A 17,278-nucleotide genomic window follows, 5' to 3' on the forward strand; every position below is an offset into this window, starting at 1 on the left:
GCGTCGATTTATGAGCATAAGGGGAATGGCGGCGTTGGCCGCGGGATGTTTTCTGCCGCTGCTGGCCGCGGCGCCCGCTCTGGCGGACGAGCCCTCACAGGGGGACACGGGCGTCCAGACCGACATGGGCGTCCCGGCGGTGCAGGCGGTGCCGGACGTGGTGCCGGTCCCGGAGGTGGAAGCGGTGCCGGAGGTGGTGAAGCCGGTCCCGGCGGTCAAGGGCGTCAAGCGCTCCCACGCCGGGAAGATCGGCGTGCTGAGGGTGGGCGACCGGGGCGAGACGGTCAGGCAGCTCCAGCGGCGCCTGCACGACGGCGGCTTCTACTTCGGCCAGGCGCACGGGATCTACGACGAGCAGACGAGGTACGCGGTCTGGGGATTCCACAAGAGCAGGGGGATGGTGCCGAGGGGCGAAGTGGGGCCGAAGACGTGGGCGGCGCTCAAGCGGAGCAAGGGCCTGCGCCCGCTGGTGCCCCAGGGCGGCGCGGACCGGGTCGAGATCAGCCTGACCCACCAGCTGCTCACCATCTACCGCGACTACCGCCCGGTGCTGGTCACCCACATCTCCACCGGGGCCGAGGTGCACTACTGCGAGAAGGGCCACTGCGGCAACGCGGTCACGCCGGTGGGCGACTTCCGCGTGACCAGGAAGGCGCCCGGCTGGACGACGAGCCGGCTGGGCTCGATGTTCAACTCGCTCTACTTCGTCGGCGGCATCGCCATGCACGGCTCGACGGAGGTGCCGCTCAGGCCCGCCTCGCACGGCTGCGTACGCATGCCGCTGTCGACGTCCGTGCGCGTGTACAACATGGTGAAGGAGGGGGAGCCGGTGTACGTACGCGGACAGATCTAGATGCCCTGGGGCAGCCGGAACAGCCGGCCGGGGTCGTACGTGGATTTCACCTCGGCCAGCCGGGCCGCATTGGGCCCGTAGTACGCATTTCGCCAATTACTCAAATCGGGGTCGATGTAATTAACATAAGCATGATCGCCGAAAAATGGGGACATGTCGGAATGTAGCCCGCGCAGCCACCGCCGATCCGTCCCCTCCGCGTAATACTGCACGCTGAAAAGCGCCGCCCGATGCGGGAAGGCCGTGTCCGCGGGGCCGACCCGGCCGATGGCCCCTCCCATGGCGTCCAGCAGCACCGAGTGCCGCCCGCCGCGGCCCACCCCGTCCACCAGCGCCCGCACGCCGTTCGCCGGCAGCTTCCGGTAGGCCATGTGCGACTTCGCCGCGAACGCCTCCCGCGGCATCCGCCGGCACTCGGCGATCGACATGGCCGCGCAGCCGCCCATGATCTTCATGCCGTCCAGATAGGGGACCGTCCGGGCCGAGCGGGAGGAGGGCTGCCCGATCTTGGCGACGAGCGGGGCCAGCAGCCGGTCGAGTGCGGGCTTGCCGCCCACGTACGTGCCGACGATCGCGACGTCCAGGCCGCCTGAGCGGCCCAGGTGCAGCGAGGACCACAGCTCGTCCGGCGCCGAGGGCCCCCACGACTGCCACGCCTTGACCGCGGCCCCCGCCTTGGCCCAGGGCCAGTGCAGGAAGAACACGGTGACGTCGCGGGCCGCGAACGTCCTGAACGTGAAGGACACCGCCACGCCGAAGTTCCCGCCGCCACCGCCCCTGCAGGCCCAGTAGAGGCCGGCGTTGCGGGTGGCGTCGCAGTCCAGCGTCCGGCCGTCGGCCGTGACGACGCGTACCGACTGGAGGTTGTCGCACGTGAGCCCGTACTTCCGCGACACCACGCCGATGCCGCCGCCCAGCGTGAGACCGCCGACCCCGACCGTGGGGCAGGAGCCCGCGGGGATGCTCACGCCGTGGCGGGCGAGCCGGTCGTAGACGTCGATCAGCTTCGCGCCCGCGCCGATCGTGGCCCGGCCGCCCGCATAGGCGACCGAGCTCATCCTGGAGACGTCGATCACCAGCCCGGTGCCCGTGGACCAGCCCGCGTAGGAGTGACCCCCGGAACGGGTGGTGACCGGCACATCGCTCGTGCGCGCGAACGTCAGGCACGCCGACACGTCGGCCGCGTTCGCGCAGTAAGCGACCCCGCCCGGCCGGATCCGGTCGTAGGCGGGGTTGTACAGGCGGCGCGCGGTGTCGTATCCGGCGTCGCCCGGCAGCACGAGCGTGCCCTTCAGCTGTCTGCGCAGCCTCGCCCAGTTGGGCGGCGGCGCGGAGAGCCCGGACGTGCCAGTGGGCCGCGCGGTGGCGGCCAGTGGGGCGAGCGCGGCGACATGCAGAAAGTCCCGGCGGTCCATGGACGCCTCCGTGGTGATCGGTGTTGAGCCGATCGGTGAGACGTCCGGATGACCCGCCAGGTTTGGTCACATCTCCATCACTTCGGGCTTACCCGGCGCTCCCTCCGAACGCGTTCCTGGGGGTGGCGGAGCCCACCCGGGTGAGCCGTGGCGGGCCGCTCTTCTCGGCCTTCTTGAGGACTCCGTCCTTGACGAGCCGCAGCGGCGAGCCGGTGGGCTTCGGAGCCGGGCCACCATGACCGTCTCCCGTGGTCTGGACCATCCGCAGGGCCAGCGCGGGGCACATCTCGACCGTGCGCCGCGCCTCCTTGGCCATCCAGCCCGGTACGGTCCTGAACGACGGGAACCCGTAGTCGTCCAGCTCCACGAACTCCGGCAGCAGATGGGCGCAGAGCCCGTGCCCCGCGCAGCGGGACCAGTCGACCTCCAGCCGGTATTCGACGTAGTCGTTCTCGGGCTCGGGCATCGGCAGCACGCCGCGGACCGGCCGGCCGCACGAACCGTGCTCCAGGTGCAGCGCGATCTCGCTCTCGAACGCGTCCAGCGCCGACAGCACGAACTTGGCCGTGCCGTCCGGGTGGAAGCAGGCCCCGCGCCGCTCGACGCCGCGCACGCAGCGCCGTACGGCGTCCACGGAGCCGCTGCCCTCGACCAGCGAGTTCATGGCCCAGGCCAGGTCCGGCAGGCCGAGCCGGCACGGGCCGCACTGGCCGGCCGACTCGCCCGCCAGGTAGGAGGTGACCCGGGCGGCCTCGCCCAGCGAGCACGTCGACTCGCCGAGCGGGACGATGATCCCGGCCCCCAGGGTCGCGCCGGCGAGCTTCATGCCCTCGCGCGAGATCACGGCCGTCTGGGCCACCTCGGCCGACAGCCAGGCGCCGTGGTAGCCCCCGATGAGCACCCCGTCGCCGACGTCGGCCTCGGTGAGCGCGAGCACGTCCGCCAGGTACGTGCCCGTCGGCGCCTCGATGACCGCGCCGTTGGCCGCGCCGCCGCTGACGGTGAGCAGGATGGTGCCGGGCTCCTTGGGGGTGCCGACCTCGGCGTACCTCTCCGGGCCGAGCTCGGCCAGCAGCGCCAGCTGCGCGTAGGTCTCCGTGTTGGACAGCAGGGTCGGCAGCCCGTCCACGCCGCTGATCGCGGCCCGCCTCTTGCGCCCGGGCGGGATGCCGATCTCGCCGTTGACGGCGTTGACGAGCGCGCCGCCCTCCCCGGAGATGAACCGCTCCTTGATCCCGACCACCCGGATCGGGATGCGGCTCTCGGCGCCGCCGGCGACGTTCGCGGCCCGGCGCTCGTCCACGGCGGCGTTGACGGACGCCTCGGCGACCTCGCCGCCGGCCGTGGCGAGAACCACCTCGCGGGCGCCCAGCGCCTCGGCGGCCAGTACGGCGCCGTCGAGGACCAGGTGGGGGTTGCGGGTGAGCAGCATGGCGTCCTTGGAGCTGGCCGGCTCGCCCTCGGCGCCGTTGATGAGGACGACGCACTCGCCGCTCGAGCCCACCGCGTCGGCGACGGCCCGCAGCTTGCGCGCGAACGGGAACGCCGCCCCGCCACGGCCGCGCATGTCCACCTCGTTGGCCATCGAGATGAGCTGGTCCAGGTCGCGCGGTTTGGGGGAACCATGGAGGGTGCGGTGGGCGGGAAGATCCAGTCGGCGGGTCTGGTCCAGCCCGGCGGTCAGCCGGGCCGGACCCATCCGTAAGACCCGCGGCACTCGGGCCGGAATCACGATCGCTCCTGTCGGGTTGCGGGGGTCAACCGGGTGTCCTGAGGCGGTCTCATCCGGCCTCCCGATACCTGCGCCGCTCGGCGAGGCTCACCGGTGCGTTCCTTCTCTGGGCCGCGGCCGCGGCCGGGCCCGCGCCGGCGGCTGCGGCTGCCGCAGCGGCGGCGTTCCCCGAGGCGACCTTCTGCGGCTGCTCGGCGGGCACGCCCATGGCGGCGGGGTTGGTCACCGCCGGCCCCTGGATCTTCTCGAGTGTGATCGGCGGCCGGAAGGCCGCGGCCAGCACGCGGATGACCAGCGCTCCGCCGACCGCCGCGATGCTGGCCACGTAGGACCAGGCCACCCAGCCGGCCGGCGGGCGGCCGGCCGTCAACCCATGCATGATGGCGACGGGCCAGCCCAGGTACGCGACCGAGTGCATCACTCGCCACATCCATGGCCTGGCCTTCGCCGCCCAGCGCCTCCTGAGCAGCCCCGTGACCACAGCCACGATCATCATGTCGAAGGCCAGGATGCCGAGACCCTTGTTGATCCCCGCGATGGGGACGACCGCCGCGCCCGGCGGCACGTGCCCCAGGCTGATCATGAGTGAGATGTGCGTGATCAGGAAGATCATCCCGAGAAGGCCGAAGGCCTTGTGGGCGAGCTGCGACCTGACCCGGTTGACCGGCGACAGGAAGACCCGCTCGGTGGTGATGATCCCGAGGGCGACGGTCGCGGTGAACGTCACCAGGGCCATCACGCCCACGTAGAACTCGAGGAAGGCGACCACCCGGCCGAGGATCGCGATGCCGCGGTCCGTCCTGGTCAGCGCGAACGCCGACAGCACGACGGCCATGACCATGGCGCTGGCTCCCAGCCGGACACTGCGCGTGTCCAACTTGGTGGGAGTGTGCCGGGGGTGTCGTCTGTGGAGCATCTAAGGTTCCCTCCAAGGTCGGGTGAGGGTGCGACTCGGAAGGCTGGGTAGCCCGTGAGGGCTCTCAGATCAGCATCGGCGACCCCGGTTGATGCAAGAGACGACGAACTGCATCAGCCGATCGGGCATCACGTTCGCGAAGTCAGCGTGGTCGGTGATCGGGTTGTGCTTCTGTTCAGGGAAGGCGTCCACGGCGAATGACGGGCCCTGCGGCACGGAGTACGTGAGGGTCATGCGCAGTGCCGGCACCGCCTTGGTCCCTTGCGGGCAGGCGCCACCCTGTCCGGGGAAGACCACGTGCGTTCGGTGATTGGCGCTGTCAGTGTTCTGGCCGTCCCAGCAGCTAGGGAAGTCCAGAATACGAACGACTTGGCTGCCGCGCGGGCAAAGCGGATATTTGTCGGGACTTATGCGATTTTGGAATCCCGTGCAGGACCAGGCGGCCCTGGCGTTGCCGGCGCCGTTGGTGGCGGCCTTGGCGTCGCCGGTGATCAGCCTGAGGAACCTCGGCATCGCGACGACCTGGGAGGTGGCGTTGCCGCGGAACTGCAGCGTCACGGAGCGGGCACGCAGCACCTGGCCGACGTTGCCGTCCGGGTCCTCGGTGTTCGCGTCCACCTTGCGGTCTCGAAGGACCGGCCAGAAGTAGGTGGATTTATCGCCCAATCGGCACGTGGTGCCCGCGGCGGCGAGGCTCTGGTCCGTGGAGAAGCCGTCCGTTGACAGGTTGCCCACGTAGTCGTGGAGGTGGTGGGCTCCGTTGCTCACGCCGGGGGCGACGATGAAGTTGTCCGGGTTGTTGTGGCCGTTGCGGTTCGTCCCGCACTGGGAGATGAAGGAGCCGCGCGAGCCGCCCCTGCCGATGCGGGCGTCAAGCTGACGCGGCGCTACCCGGCGGATGTCGACGAAGTCCTCGACGAACGGGCCCAGGTCGGCGCATTCGTTGTGGTCCTCGGACGCTGTGGGGGACGGGCTGGGGGAGGCGTTTCCGTTGCCGTTGTTGCCGTTGTTGCCATTGTTCCCGTTATTACCGTTATTACCGTTATTACCGTTGTTGCCGTTGTTGCCCTGGTCCGGGTTCCTGGTCGGGCGGTTGCGGCGGCCGAAGGTCTCGGCGGTCTGCTCCGGGTTCGGGTCCTGGGCCGGGTCGAGCACGGCGCGCCCGCCGCCCTGGCCCTGCTGGTCGGCGTTCTGCTGCTGGTCGCCGTTCTGGTCCTGCTGCTGGCCGTTCTGCTGGTTGTTGTTCTGCTGCTGGTTGTTGTTCTGGTCCTGCCGGCCCTGATCCTGGTTCTGGTTCTGGTTCTGGTTCTGGTTCTGGTCGTTGTTCTGGTCTTGGTTCTGGCCGTTCTGATCCTGGTTCTGGTTCTGATCCTGCTGCTGCTGGTTCTGATCCTGTCCCTGCTGATCTTGATCTTGTTGCTGGCCCTGATCCTGGTTCCGGTTGTTGTTCCGGTTCCGCTGGCCCTGCTGCTGCTCCTGGGAGGCCTGGGCCGGGTCGCAGTGGTCGGCGCGCGCCGGGCCGACGCCGATGACGGCCGCGGACACCAATCCGCTAGCCACCACGGCCAATGCGGACATGGTCGCGGCCATGCGTCTTGATCTCGTCATGCGTCTCTCCTCTTTTCGACCGCCATCGCGACGGGTGGAGCTGGTGAAGGCGTCGGGGGCTCGGGCAACTGGGTGTGATCGACCAGGCCGGTGGACTCCAGGAGTGCCATGTGGCGCATGACGAAGTTGATGCCTGCCTCGGCGAACTTCCTGATCTCCGCGTTGCGCGTACCAGCCCGTACGGCAGCCACGACGGTGAAGACCTTGCCGTGCGCGGCCCGCAACAGGTTCGCGTAGTCCTTGTCGAAGGCGGGTCCGCGCTCCGCGGCCAGCTGGGCCATCCAGCTCTGCTGGTCGGCATTGGGCTCGCTGGGGATCGCCACCCCGAGCTTCTTGGCGGTTTGACGGGTCAGCAGGTCCAGCCTCTGGTGGTCCTGCATGATCAGCCTGCCGACTTCCTTGACGCGTTGGGACTCGGCGCGGGTCTGGGCATACTCGCCCGCGGGCATCTCCCAGAGGCCGGCCTGTCGCACCTTGATGAGCAGGTCACGGTCGGCGGCCGTGACGGGCCCCGATGATGTCTGGGTCGCCGCTGTGGCGGCGGGATCGATCGAAGGTGGCATGACCAGCACGATCGTCACCGCGGCCGCCACGACGAAGCCACCGAGCATGAAGAGCTCGCCACCGCGCAAAAGCCTGTGCATGGTCGGAGGTACGCGGGCCTCTCGGGCTTGGTTCAGCACATGGCCGGAGATAGTTAGAAATGACTGGAGTTATCGGAGTGGCTACCGCCGAGATAACGAAGGTGTAAAGATGTGCCCCGTGCTAGGTCACCTCGACGGCAGGTTCGAGAGTGCGGATGCCGAGGCGGAGCATCGCATCGCGGTGCTTTACCAGGAGTTCGGCGGCCCTCTGCTGCGCCACGTACGCAAATCGACAGGTAACGACCTTCAATGGGCCGAAGACGTGGTGCAGGAGACGCTCGTCCGAGCCTGGAAAAACTCGGCAAGACTGCAGTGGGAACCAAGCCTTTTATGGGCGTGGCTACTGACGGTAGCCCGCCGCATCGTTATCGATGGACGTCGACGGAAGAGCGCCCGGCCTCAAGAGGTCGAGCCGCCCGAAGTCGACATGATGGCCGTACCCGACGGCTCCGAGCGAGCCCTGTCGCGGATGGTCGTCGCCGACGCCCTTCGCAGCCTCTCTGAAGAACACCGCGAAGTCATAGAGCAGACCTACCTCCGAGACCGTACGATTAGTGAAGCGGCGGAGATACTGGGGATACCGCCGGGCACGGTGAAGTCCCGGCTCTATTACGGGATCCGGGCTCTTCGCGAACTGCTGCGGGACAAGGGGGTAGCCGGCTGATGCATGACGAGGTGGCTGCCTATGTCCTCGGAGTCCTCGATGAGGACGAGCACGAGGCCTTCGAGCGCCACCTCGATACGTGCGAGAGATGCCAGGCGGAGCTGATTGAGCTTGCCGAGCTCCCGGAAGAGCTTGACGAGCTCAAGAACGCTCCCGCAGCCTCCGACGACGACCCCCCCGAGGTCGATGTCACGCTGACGTCTGTACGTTGACGTCTGTGCCCTTTTCGGGTGGTATCGGTACGGCGAGGCATTGCGTCCGGTGTAGCGTGACCGGACGATCAGGGGGAGGTGTTCGGTGGGCATCGACGGAGATGCGCCCGTTCCCCCGCATCGGCGGTTCGGCGAGGAAGGCGGCCGGCTGTCGTACGGCGGCTATCTTCGCCTGCCCGAACTTCTCGCACAGCAGCGGCCGCAGTCCGAAGCGCCTGACGAGCTGCTCTTCATCACCATCCACCAGGTCTACGAGCTGTGGTTCAAGCTGCTGCTCCACGAGCTGGAGAACGCCCGCGAGGCCATGTTCGCCGGCGAGCTCTGGCGGGCCAGGCACCTGTTCCGCCGGGTGCACGCGGTCGAGAAGGTGCTGATCGAGCAGGTGGACGTTCTGGAGACGATGACGCCCCAGGACTTCCTCATGTTCCGGGAGAAGCTGGCGCCCGCCAGCGGCTTCCAGTCGGTGCAGTTCCGGGAGCTGGAGTTCCTGTCCGGGCTCAAGGACGAGCGCTATCTCGGCAGCTTCAGGCATGCCAGCGACACGGAGCTCGCACGGCTGCGCCGCAGGCTGGAGGAGCCCACGCTGTGGGATGCTTACCTCACCGCCCTCTCCCAGCGTGGCCTGCCGGTCTCCGACGACGAGATCATGGGCTCGCTGCTGGCCGTGGCGAGGGACCGCGGGTCGTACGACGACCTGTGGCAACTGGCCGAAGACCTGCTGACGCACGACGCGACCGCCGCGCAGTGGCGGATGCGTCATGTCCAGATGGTCGAACGTCAAATCGGCACCAAGTCGGGCACTGGCGGCTCGACGGGCGCCCCCTATCTGCGCGGCAGAACGCGTTTGCACTACTTCCCGCTGCTGTGGGAACTAAGGGCCTGGCTATGAACAGCTTTGGCAAACCCTCACAAAGGAGTGAGACCGAAATGCCCCTCGACGAGGCCAAGGACGAGCTGCTCCAGCGAGCCGCGGAGAGTTGCGCGGCGAGCAGCGAACATGTGGGCCCCGAGGAGGCCCTGTCCTTCCTCCGGTTCTACTACCGGCACGTCGCGCCGGAGGACCTGCTCGACCGCAACCCCGTTGACGTGTACGGCCCCGCGATGTCGCAGCGGCAGCTGGCCGAGGTCCGCCCCCAGGGCCGCGCGGTCGTCCGCGCCTACACCCCCACGCTGGACGCGAACGGCTGGGACCCGGGCCACTCGGTCGTCGAGGTGGTCACGGACGACATGCCGTTCCTCGTCGACTCCGTGACGATGGAGCTCGACCGCCACGACCTGGGCATCCACCTGCTGGTCCATCCCCAGATGCGGGTGCGCCGCGACATGACCGGCCGGATGCTCGGGCGCGGCCAGGAGGACGTCACCGGCCAGATGCTGGTCGAGTCGTGGATGCACATCGAGGTCGACCGGCAGACCGACCCCGAGGCGCTCAAGGCGCTCGAAGCCGACCTGCAGCGGGTGCTCACCGACGTGCGCCACGCGGTCGAGGACTTCAGGAAGATGCGCGCGCTGGCCGTACAGACCGCCGAGGACCTGGGCATGAGCCCGCCGCCGCTGGAGCCCGCGGAGGTCGAGGACAGCATCGACCTGCTGCGCTGGCTCGCCGACGGGCACTTCACCTTCCTGGGCTACCGCGAGTACCGGCTCGAGCACACCGACGAGGGCGAGGCGCTGCGGGCGCTGCCGGGCGCGGCGCTGGGCATCCTGCGTGACGACAAGGTCGGCTCGGACAGCTTCTCCGCGCTGCCCGCCGAGGTGCGGGCCAAGGCGCGCGAGAAGCAGCTCATGATCACCACCAAGGCCAACTCGCGGGCCACCGTCCATCGGGCGGCCTACCTCGACTACATCGGGGTCAAGATCTTCACGCCCGAGGGCGAGGTGGTCGGCGAGCGGCGCTTCCTCGGCCTGTTCACGCACGTGGCCTACAACGAGTCGATCTCCAGGATCCCCGTGCTCCGCCGGAAGCTGGCGGCCGTGCTGGACAAGGCCGGGTTGGCGCCCGACAGCCACGACGGCAAGGACCTGATCGAGATCCTCGAGACGTTCCCGCGCGACGAGCTCTTCCAGACCTCGGTCGACCAGCTGCTGCCGATCGCGCTGGGCGTGCTGCGGCTGCGCGAGCGCAAGCAGGTCAAGCTGTTCCTGCGCCGCGACGACTACGGCCGCTACATCTCCTGCCTGATCTACCTGCCGCGCGACCGCTACACCACCAAGGTGCGGCTGAAGATGCAGGAGGTGCTGCTGAAGGCCCTGGGCGGCAAGTCGCTCGACTACAGCGCGATGATCGGCGAGTCGGTGCTGGCCCGGCTGCACGTGGTGGTGCGGGGCGAGCGGGGCAGGCAGCTCCCGCCGCCGAGCGTGGACGTGGAGGAGCTGGAGGCGCGGCTGGCCGCCCTGACCCGCTCCTGGGAGGACGACCTGGCCACCGAGCTGGGGCGGATGACCTCCGAGGACGAGGCGCCCACGCTCATCAAGCGGTACGCCTCCGCCTTCCCCGAGGGTTACAAGGCGGACTTCCCGCCCAAGGTGGCCGTGGTGGACCTGCGCCGCCTGGAGGACCTCGTGGCCGTGGGCGACGGCGCGGAGGTGGACATCAACCTCTACGAGCCGTACGACGCGGTCGAGGGGGAGCGGCGGCTCAAGATCTACAAGGTCGGCTCGCCCATCTCGCTCTCGGAGGCGCTGCCGCTGATCCAGCGGCTCGGCGTCGAGGTCGTGGACGAGCGGCCGTACGAGATCGACCGCGACAACGACCCCAACACCAAGAACGCCTGGATCTACGACTTCGGCCTGCGGTACACGCCGACGGAGGAGGTCGGCAGGGACGACTTCAAGCGGCTGTTCCAGGACGGGCTCAGCGCCCTCTGGAAGGGGCAGGTCGAGGCCGACGACTTCAACTCGCTCATCCTGAGCGCCGGGCTGACCTGGGAGCAGGTCGAGATCCTGCGGGTGTACGCCAAGTACCTGCGCCAGGCCGGGGGCACCTTCTCGCAGACGTACATGGAGCGGGTGCTGGCCGGGAACGTGCGGCTGGCGCGGCTGCTGGTGAGCCTCTTCGAGGCCAAGCTCGATCCGCGGCGCGGCGAGGACGTGCGGCTCGATCTCGCCGAAGCGCTCAACGAGGAGATCCTGGGCGCGCTCGACGAGGTGGCCTCTCTCGACGAGGACCGGATCCTGCGGGCGTATCTGGAGATGATTCAGGCGACATTGCGCACGAATTACTTCCAAACGGTCGATGGGCACCGCAAACCGTACATATCGCTCAAATTTGACCCGCAGGCGATCAGCGTCCTGCCGCTCCCGCGGCCGAAGTACGAGATATTCGTGTATTCGCCGCGGGTCGAGGGCGTGCATCTGCGCTTCGGGAAAGTGGCGCGGGGCGGGCTGCGGTGGTCGGACCGGATGGAGGACTTCCGTACGGAGATTCTCGGCCTGGTAAAGGCGCAGATGGTGAAAAACACCGTCATCGTCCCCACTGGGTCTAAAGGCGGATTTGTTGTGAAACGGCCGCCCGTGTCCGGAACGCGGGAGGAGATGCTCGTCGAAGGCGTCGCCTGCTACCGGACGTTCATCTCCGGCCTGCTCGACGTGACCGACAACCTCGTGGACGGCAAGGTCGTGCCGCCGCTCGACGTGGTCAGGCACGACGGTGACGACACCTACCTCGTGGTCGCCGCCGACAAGGGCACCGCGACCTTCTCCGACATCGCCAACAGCGTGGCCAAGGAGTACGGCTTCTGGCTGGGCGACGCGTTCGCCTCCGGCGGCTCGATCGGCTACGACCACAAGGCCATGGGCATCACCGCCCGCGGCGCCTGGGAGTCGGTCAAGTACCACTTCCGGACCATGGGCCTGGACGTGCAGAGCACCGACTTCACGGTGGCCGGGATCGGCGACATGTCCGGTGACGTGTTCGGCAACGGCATGCTGCTGTCCCGGCACATCCGGCTGGTGGCCGCCTTCGACCACCGGCACATCTTCGTCGACCCCTCGCCCGACGCGACCGCCTCGTACAGGGAGCGGCAGCGCCTGTTCGAGCTGCCGCGCAGCTCGTGGGAGGACTACGACGCCAAGCTGATCTCGGCCGGCGGCGGCGTCTTCCCCCGTACGGCCAAGTCCGTCCACATCACGCCGCAGATGCGCGAGGCGCTCGGCATCCCCGCCGGTGTCACCTCCCTGGCCCCCAACGACCTGATCAGTGCCATCCTGCGGGCCCCCGTCGACCTGCTGTGGAACGGCGGCATCGGCACGTACGTCAAGGCCGGCTCCGAGTCCAACGCGGACGTGGGCGACAAGGCCAACGACGGGCTGCGGGTCAACGCCGCGGACCTGCGCTGCAAGGTCATCGGCGAGGGCGGCAACCTCGGATTCACCCAGCTCGCCCGCATCGAGTTCGCGCTGAACGGCGGGCTGGTCAACACCGACTTCATCGACAACTCGGCCGGGGTCGACACCTCCGACCACGAGGTGAACATCAAGATCCTGCTCGACCAGGTCGTCCGCGACGGCGAGCTGACCGACAAGCAGCGCAACCAGGTCTTCACCTCGATGACCGACGAGGTCGCCGACCTGGTGCTGCGGGACAACTACGCGCAGAACGTGGTCCTCGCCGCGGCCCGCACCCAGGCCGTCGAGATGCTCCACATCCACTCCCGCTACCTGCGCCGCCTCGAACGGGACGGCCTGGTCAACCGGGAGCTGGAGTTCCTGCCTTCGGACAAGACGCTGGCCGAGCGCCGCCAGGCCAGGCTGGGCCTGAGCGCGCCCGAGTTCTCCGTCCTGCTGGCCTACACCAAACTGGTCGCCGACGCCGAGCTGCTGGGCTCCGACCTGCCCGACGACCCCTACCTGGCCTCGTGGCTGGTGTCGTACTTCCCGTCCGCGCTGCGCGAGCGCTTCCGCCCCTACATGGACGCCCACCCGCTGCGGCGCGAGATCATCACCACCTGCGTGGTGAACGAGCTGGTCAACTCCATGGGCACCACGTTCATGTACCGCTTCGGGGAGGAGACCGGGGCCTCCACCCCCGACATCGTGCGTGCCTACCTCGTGGCGCGCGAGGTGTTCGACCTGCCCAGCTTCCACCGGGCCGTGGAGGCGCTGGACAACAAGGTCGACACGGCCACCCAGATCGCCATGCTGCTGGAGGCCCGCAAGCTGGCCGAGCGCGGCACCCGCTGGCTGCTGGTCAACCGCCGGCCGCCGCTGGACCTGGCCGGGTCGGTCGCCTTCTTCGTGAAGGGCGTCAACGGCCTGCTGTCCCACATCCCCAAGCTGCTGACCGGGCCCGACCTGGCCGCCTACGAGGAGCGCCGCGACTCCTTCGCGGCCAGGGGGGTGCCGCTGGAGCTGGCCGAGCGGGCGGCCGCCATGGTGCCCGCGTACTCCATGCTGGACCTGGTGGAGGTGGCCTCGCTGACGGGCCGCCCGGTGGCCGAGGTGGCGGAGGTCTACTTCGACCTGGCCGACCGGCTCCAGCTGGCCCGCCTGCGGGAGCGCATCATCGCGCTGCCCCGGGACAACCGCTGGAACTCGATGGCCCGCTCCGCCCTGCGCGACGACCTCTACGCCGCGCACGCCTCGCTGACCCGCGACGTGCTGGCCCACAGCACGCCGGGGCTGCCGCCGGAGGAGCGGCTGGCCCGGTGGTCGGAGGCCAACTCGGCGGCGGTCTCCCGGGCGCGGCAGACGCTCTCGGAGATCTGGGAGAGCGACCACTTCGACCTGGCCACCCTGTCGGTCGCCCTGCGGGCCATCCGCACCCTGGTGGCGGCCAGCAACCTCCCCCACACGGAGGCGTAGCCAGGCCGCCACACGGAGACGCAGCCGGGCCGCGCCTACGGCGGTCAGGCTGCGCTCTGAGGGGTCACCAGCGCCCGTTCTCCATCTGGAGGCGGGTCGCCAGCGCGGCCCGGTCGACGCCTGCCAGGGCGAGAGCGCGGGGCACGGTGCCGACCTCGGCCTCCAGGATCCCGAGCACCAGGTGGCCGGGTCTGAGGTCCTTCTTGCGCGGGGCGTGGGCGAAGCCGCGTTCGAGGCAGAGCCGCCCCGAGGCCCCCAGGCTCACCCGGCGGTCCGGGTCGGGGGTCGGCGCGGGGAGGTCGAACGAGGCGAGCGACACCCCGGCCGTGCCGAGGCTGTGCTCGAACTCCCGGTCCAGCGCGGCGCGGATCGCCCGGCGGTCCAGCCCCTCCGAGGTCAGGACCTCGTGGGCGGCGGTGCCCTCGTGAGCGGCGATGCCCAGGAGCAGGTGGTGTGCCTCTATCGCGGCGGACCCGTCCTGCCTGGCTTCGGTCTCGCCCCGCAGGATGACGTCGTTGATGTAGTGGTCGATCGCGCTCACTGTCGTCTCCTCAGCGTGACGCCCGCGGCGATGAGCCGCTTGACGTGCTTCTTGTGCACCGCTTGGCGAGTGACTCCGAGCGCCTCGGCGACCTGTGGCCAGCTCCAGCCGGCCCGCATCGCCTGCTCGACGGCGGCGTCCTCCAGCTGATCGGCCAGGCGCCGCAGAGCGACCACGGCTGCCAGCGCGTCAGCGGGCTCCTGGGGTTCGGGAATGTCGGCCGACATGCAAGCAACCATAGTTGACTACGTGTCGATTAGTCAACTTAAGTTGCTACTGGCCCGAGGCGCGCGTCAGGGCGCCGTCATGGGCGATGACGGCCGCGGCGGCCGGGGCCTTCAGGGACGGCACCACGGTGGCGTACTGGTGCGTCTCGATCAGCTTGAGCGAGCGCCGCAGCACCGGCGTGGTGATGGCCCACTGCGCCTGCTCCGGCACGGGGATGTAGTCATCCTCGGCCGTCTTCGTGGTCGTGGACGTCGTGCGGGACAGCGAGTATTGGATCAACGCCCCGCCGTCCTTCGTGCGCAGCGCGTAGACCGGATAGTTGTCGGCACTGAAGATCGAGTCGTAGCTGAACCCGTCGTTCTTGGCCTTCTCCCGGAGGCTGGCGATCTGCTCGGCCACGTCCGTCGTGTACGGGCCCGCCGCCAGCAGCCCCGCCGTGACCCCGGCGGACCCGGTCTCGGCCACGCTGGCGTGCACGGGGCCCATGAACTGCGGGCTGATCGTGACCGACTTGTCGTCGGGCGCCACCGCGGTCGCGTAACCGTCGGCGTCGAGCTCGATCTCCGGCACCTGCTGCCCGGACAGGAGCTCGGCCGCGGAGCTGAGCCGCCACCGGTCGGCGGACCTGGCGAACGTCAGCAGCGTCGGGCTGCCGTCGCGCGTCGCCAGCGCGCTGAACCAGGGCGCCTGCTCCTGCGGCGCGAACCTCGGCACGAACAGCTTCGGCGTCCCCCATTTGTAGCGGGGCGGCGCGAAGTCGTGGGACAGGAACGCCGCCGCGGTCAGCGGCCCCTGCCCGCCCGTCACGACGTCCTTAAGCTCCAGGTCCAGCCGTCCCTGAAGCTCGCTCGGAGCCCGCAGCGCGTCGTCGGTGGCCGTGAACTTGGAGAACTCCTCCGCGGCCTCGGCCTGCGTGACGGCCGTCACGGGTGCGGAGGGCGAGGGGGACGCGGACGCCGACGAGGTCGCGGCCGCCTTGGACGGCTCGGCCGGGGCATTGCCCGTGCAGGCGGTCGCCGCGGCCAGTACGCCGGCGGCGAGCGCCAGCACTTTCCGCCGACCGTATGCACGCACCTCGCCATGTTATTCGCGACCGCGGGGCGGCGGGCCCTCCGGCACCCGAACAGGAGTCGCCTTTTGACGACGTGGGCGGGGATGGGGGGCGTAGCTCTCCGGGGGAAGTAGGCTTGGGAGACGTGGCAGGCATCGATCCGGCAGAAGAGATCAACGAGCTCGCGGGCACGCTCCGCAGCATCCAGGACGTGCTCGACCTCGACGCGATGCGCAAGCAGATCGAGGAGCTGGAGCAGCAGGTTGCCGCACCGGACCTGTGGGACGACCCCGACCAGGCGCAGAAGGTCACCAGCAAGCTCTCGCACCTTCAGGGTGAGCTCAACCGCGTCGAGGGCGTCGCGCGCCGTCTCGACGACCTCGGCGTCCTCTACGAGCTGGCGGCCGAGGAGGGCGACGACGACACGCGCGCCGAGGCCGACAAGGAGCTTGAGTCGCTCAAGTCCGACATCGGGGCTCTAGAGGTGCGCACGCTGCTCTCGGGCGAGTACGACGCCCGCGAGGCGCTCGTCACGATCAACTCCCAGGCGGGCGGGGTCGACGCCGCCGACTGGGCCGAGATGCTGCTGCGCATGTATCTGCGCTGGGCCGAGCGCAAGGGCTATTCGACCGAGGTCTACGACACCTCCTACGCGGAGGAGGCCGGCATCAAGTCGGCCACGTTCACGATCAAGGCGCCCTACGCGTACGGCACGCTCCGCGGCGAGCACGGCACCCACCGGCTGGTCCGCATCAGCCCGTTCGACAATCAGGGCCGCAGGCAGACCTCGTTCGCGGGGGTCGACGTCGTGCCGGTCGTCGAGCAGACCGACCACATCGACATCAACGAGGACGAGATCCGCGTCGACGTCTACCGGTCGAGCGGCCCTGGCGGCCAGGGCGTCAACACGACCGACTCGGCGGTGCGCATCACGCACCTCCCGACCAACATCGTCGTCTCCTGCCAGAACGAGCGCTCGCAGCTGCAGAACCGCGCCACCGCCATGAACGTCCTGCAGGCCAAGCTGCTGGAGCGCAAGCGGCAGGAGGAGGCGGAGAAGATGTCGGAGCTGCGCGGCGCCACCACGACGTCATGGGGCACGCAGATCCGCAACTACGTGCTGCACCCGTACCAGATCGTGAAGGATCTGCGCACGGGCACCGAAGCGGGCAACCCGTCGGCCGTCCTGGACGGCGACCTCGATGGGTTCATCGAGTCCGAGATCCGCTGGATGCGCCGCCAGGAGTCGGGGACGGCCGACTAGAGCCCGCTCAGGTGCTTGAGCACCAGGCTCGCGAAGAGCAGGACGACCAGCAGCAGAGCGATCAGAGCGGGTGACAGCCCGGCGAAGCCGTGCTGGTGCATCCGCTCCCTGCTGGCTCGGCAGGTGGGGCAGCGTCCCTCGATCACAGGGTGGGCGCACTGCGCGCATACGAGGTGTTCACAACTCATGACAGCCCCAAGTCTAGCCGCACAATCGTTTTGTTTCCGTTATGGACTTTCCATGCCAGTCTTCCCCCTAGACTGTCGTCTGGCCAATCGGAACGTCGATCATCAGTAAAGACCGCGTAACCCGATCGGCCGGTGGCGGGAAGTGGGCATGTGCCACCCT

14 protein-coding genes are annotated in these 17,278 nt (G+C 69.2%); 6 read left to right on the forward strand and 8 right to left on the reverse strand.

Annotation, left to right across the window (positions count from 1 at the left end):
- Positions 1-25: 25 nt before the first annotated feature.
- Entirely contained in the window at positions 26-853 is an 828-nt protein-coding gene (locus ACFKCF_RS33900) for a L,D-transpeptidase family protein (RefSeq protein WP_394499357.1), read from the forward strand.
- Here ACFKCF_RS33900 and ACFKCF_RS33905 read toward each other — a convergent pair.
- From ACFKCF_RS33905 to ACFKCF_RS33925, 5 genes are all read right to left on the reverse strand, one after another.
- Complete coding sequence (locus ACFKCF_RS33905; RefSeq protein WP_394499358.1) at positions 850-2,268, reverse strand: FAD-binding oxidoreductase; 1,419 nt, start codon at positions 2,266-2,268, stop codon at positions 850-852. The two genes, ACFKCF_RS33900 and ACFKCF_RS33905, sit on opposite strands and share 4 nt — an antisense overlap.
- Before the next feature lie 88 nt (positions 2,269-2,356).
- A complete protein-coding gene (locus ACFKCF_RS33910) occupies positions 2,357-4,000 on the reverse strand; it encodes an NADH-ubiquinone oxidoreductase-F iron-sulfur binding region domain-containing protein (protein WP_394499359.1) in 1,644 nt (547 codons plus the stop codon).
- Positions 4,001-4,049: 49 nt separating this feature from the next.
- Positions 4,050-4,877 carry a hypothetical protein gene (locus ACFKCF_RS33915; protein ID WP_394499360.1) on the reverse strand — a complete coding sequence of 276 codons (828 nt, stop codon included), beginning with the start codon at positions 4,875-4,877 and terminating at the stop codon, positions 4,050-4,052.
- A gap of 108 nt (positions 4,878-4,985) precedes the next feature.
- On the reverse strand, positions 4,986-6,524 hold the full coding sequence (locus ACFKCF_RS33920) for a DUF1996 domain-containing protein (protein ID WP_394499361.1): 1,539 nt from the start codon (positions 6,522-6,524) through the stop codon (positions 4,986-4,988).
- Complete coding sequence (locus ACFKCF_RS33925) at positions 6,521-7,168, reverse strand: DUF4142 domain-containing protein (RefSeq protein ID WP_394499362.1); 648 nt, start codon at positions 7,166-7,168, stop codon at positions 6,521-6,523. Before ACFKCF_RS33925 ends, ACFKCF_RS33920 begins: the two co-directional genes overlap by 4 nt.
- A 109-nt stretch (positions 7,169-7,277) precedes the next feature.
- Between ACFKCF_RS33925 and ACFKCF_RS33930 the strand changes: the two genes are divergently transcribed.
- The 4 genes from ACFKCF_RS33930 (at position 7,278) to ACFKCF_RS33945 (ending at position 13,846) form a co-directional block, all read left to right on the forward strand.
- Positions 7,278-7,832, forward strand: coding sequence for a sigma-70 family RNA polymerase sigma factor (locus ACFKCF_RS33930; RefSeq protein WP_394499363.1), 555 nt, complete (start codon positions 7,278-7,280; stop codon positions 7,830-7,832).
- Positions 7,832-8,044, forward strand: coding sequence for an anti-sigma factor family protein (locus ACFKCF_RS33935; protein WP_394499364.1), 213 nt, complete (start codon positions 7,832-7,834; stop codon positions 8,042-8,044). The genes ACFKCF_RS33930 and ACFKCF_RS33935 overlap by 1 nt, the downstream gene beginning before the upstream one ends.
- Before the next feature lie 85 nt (positions 8,045-8,129).
- Positions 8,130-8,933: a tryptophan 2,3-dioxygenase gene (locus tag ACFKCF_RS33940; protein ID WP_394499365.1), complete on the forward strand. Its 804-nt coding sequence runs from the start codon at positions 8,130-8,132 to the stop codon at positions 8,931-8,933.
- Positions 8,934-8,971: 38 nt separating this feature from the next.
- Positions 8,972-13,846, forward strand: coding sequence for an NAD-glutamate dehydrogenase (locus ACFKCF_RS33945; protein ID WP_394499366.1), 4,875 nt, complete (start codon positions 8,972-8,974; stop codon positions 13,844-13,846).
- A gap of 64 nt (positions 13,847-13,910) precedes the next feature.
- Here the strand turns inward: ACFKCF_RS33945 and ACFKCF_RS33950 are convergent, their stop codons facing one another.
- From ACFKCF_RS33950 to ACFKCF_RS33960, 3 genes are read right to left on the reverse strand one after another with little or no spacing between them, the layout of a single operon-like run.
- Positions 13,911-14,387: a Clp protease N-terminal domain-containing protein gene (locus ACFKCF_RS33950; RefSeq protein WP_394499367.1), complete on the reverse strand. Its 477-nt coding sequence runs from the start codon at positions 14,385-14,387 to the stop codon at positions 13,911-13,913.
- Positions 14,384-14,614, reverse strand: a complete 231-nt coding sequence (locus tag ACFKCF_RS33955; RefSeq protein ID WP_394499368.1) for a hypothetical protein — start codon at positions 14,612-14,614, stop codon at positions 14,384-14,386. The genes ACFKCF_RS33950 and ACFKCF_RS33955 overlap by 4 nt, the downstream gene beginning before the upstream one ends.
- A gap of 46 nt (positions 14,615-14,660) precedes the next feature.
- On the reverse strand, positions 14,661-15,689 hold the full coding sequence (locus ACFKCF_RS33960; protein ID WP_394499370.1) for a hypothetical protein: 1,029 nt from the start codon (positions 15,687-15,689) through the stop codon (positions 14,661-14,663).
- 122 nt (positions 15,690-15,811) lie between these two features.
- On the opposite strand from ACFKCF_RS33960, the gene prfB reads away from it, so the two are divergent.
- On the forward strand, positions 15,812-16,930 hold the full coding sequence (gene prfB / locus ACFKCF_RS33965; RefSeq protein WP_394499371.1) for a peptide chain release factor 2: 1,119 nt from the start codon (positions 15,812-15,814) through the stop codon (positions 16,928-16,930).
- The last annotated feature ends 348 nt before the right edge of the window (positions 16,931-17,278 follow it).

Source organism: Nonomuraea sp. JJY05 (genome assembly GCF_043496855.1).
Classification (GTDB): domain Bacteria; phylum Actinomycetota; class Actinomycetes; order Streptosporangiales; family Streptosporangiaceae; genus Nonomuraea.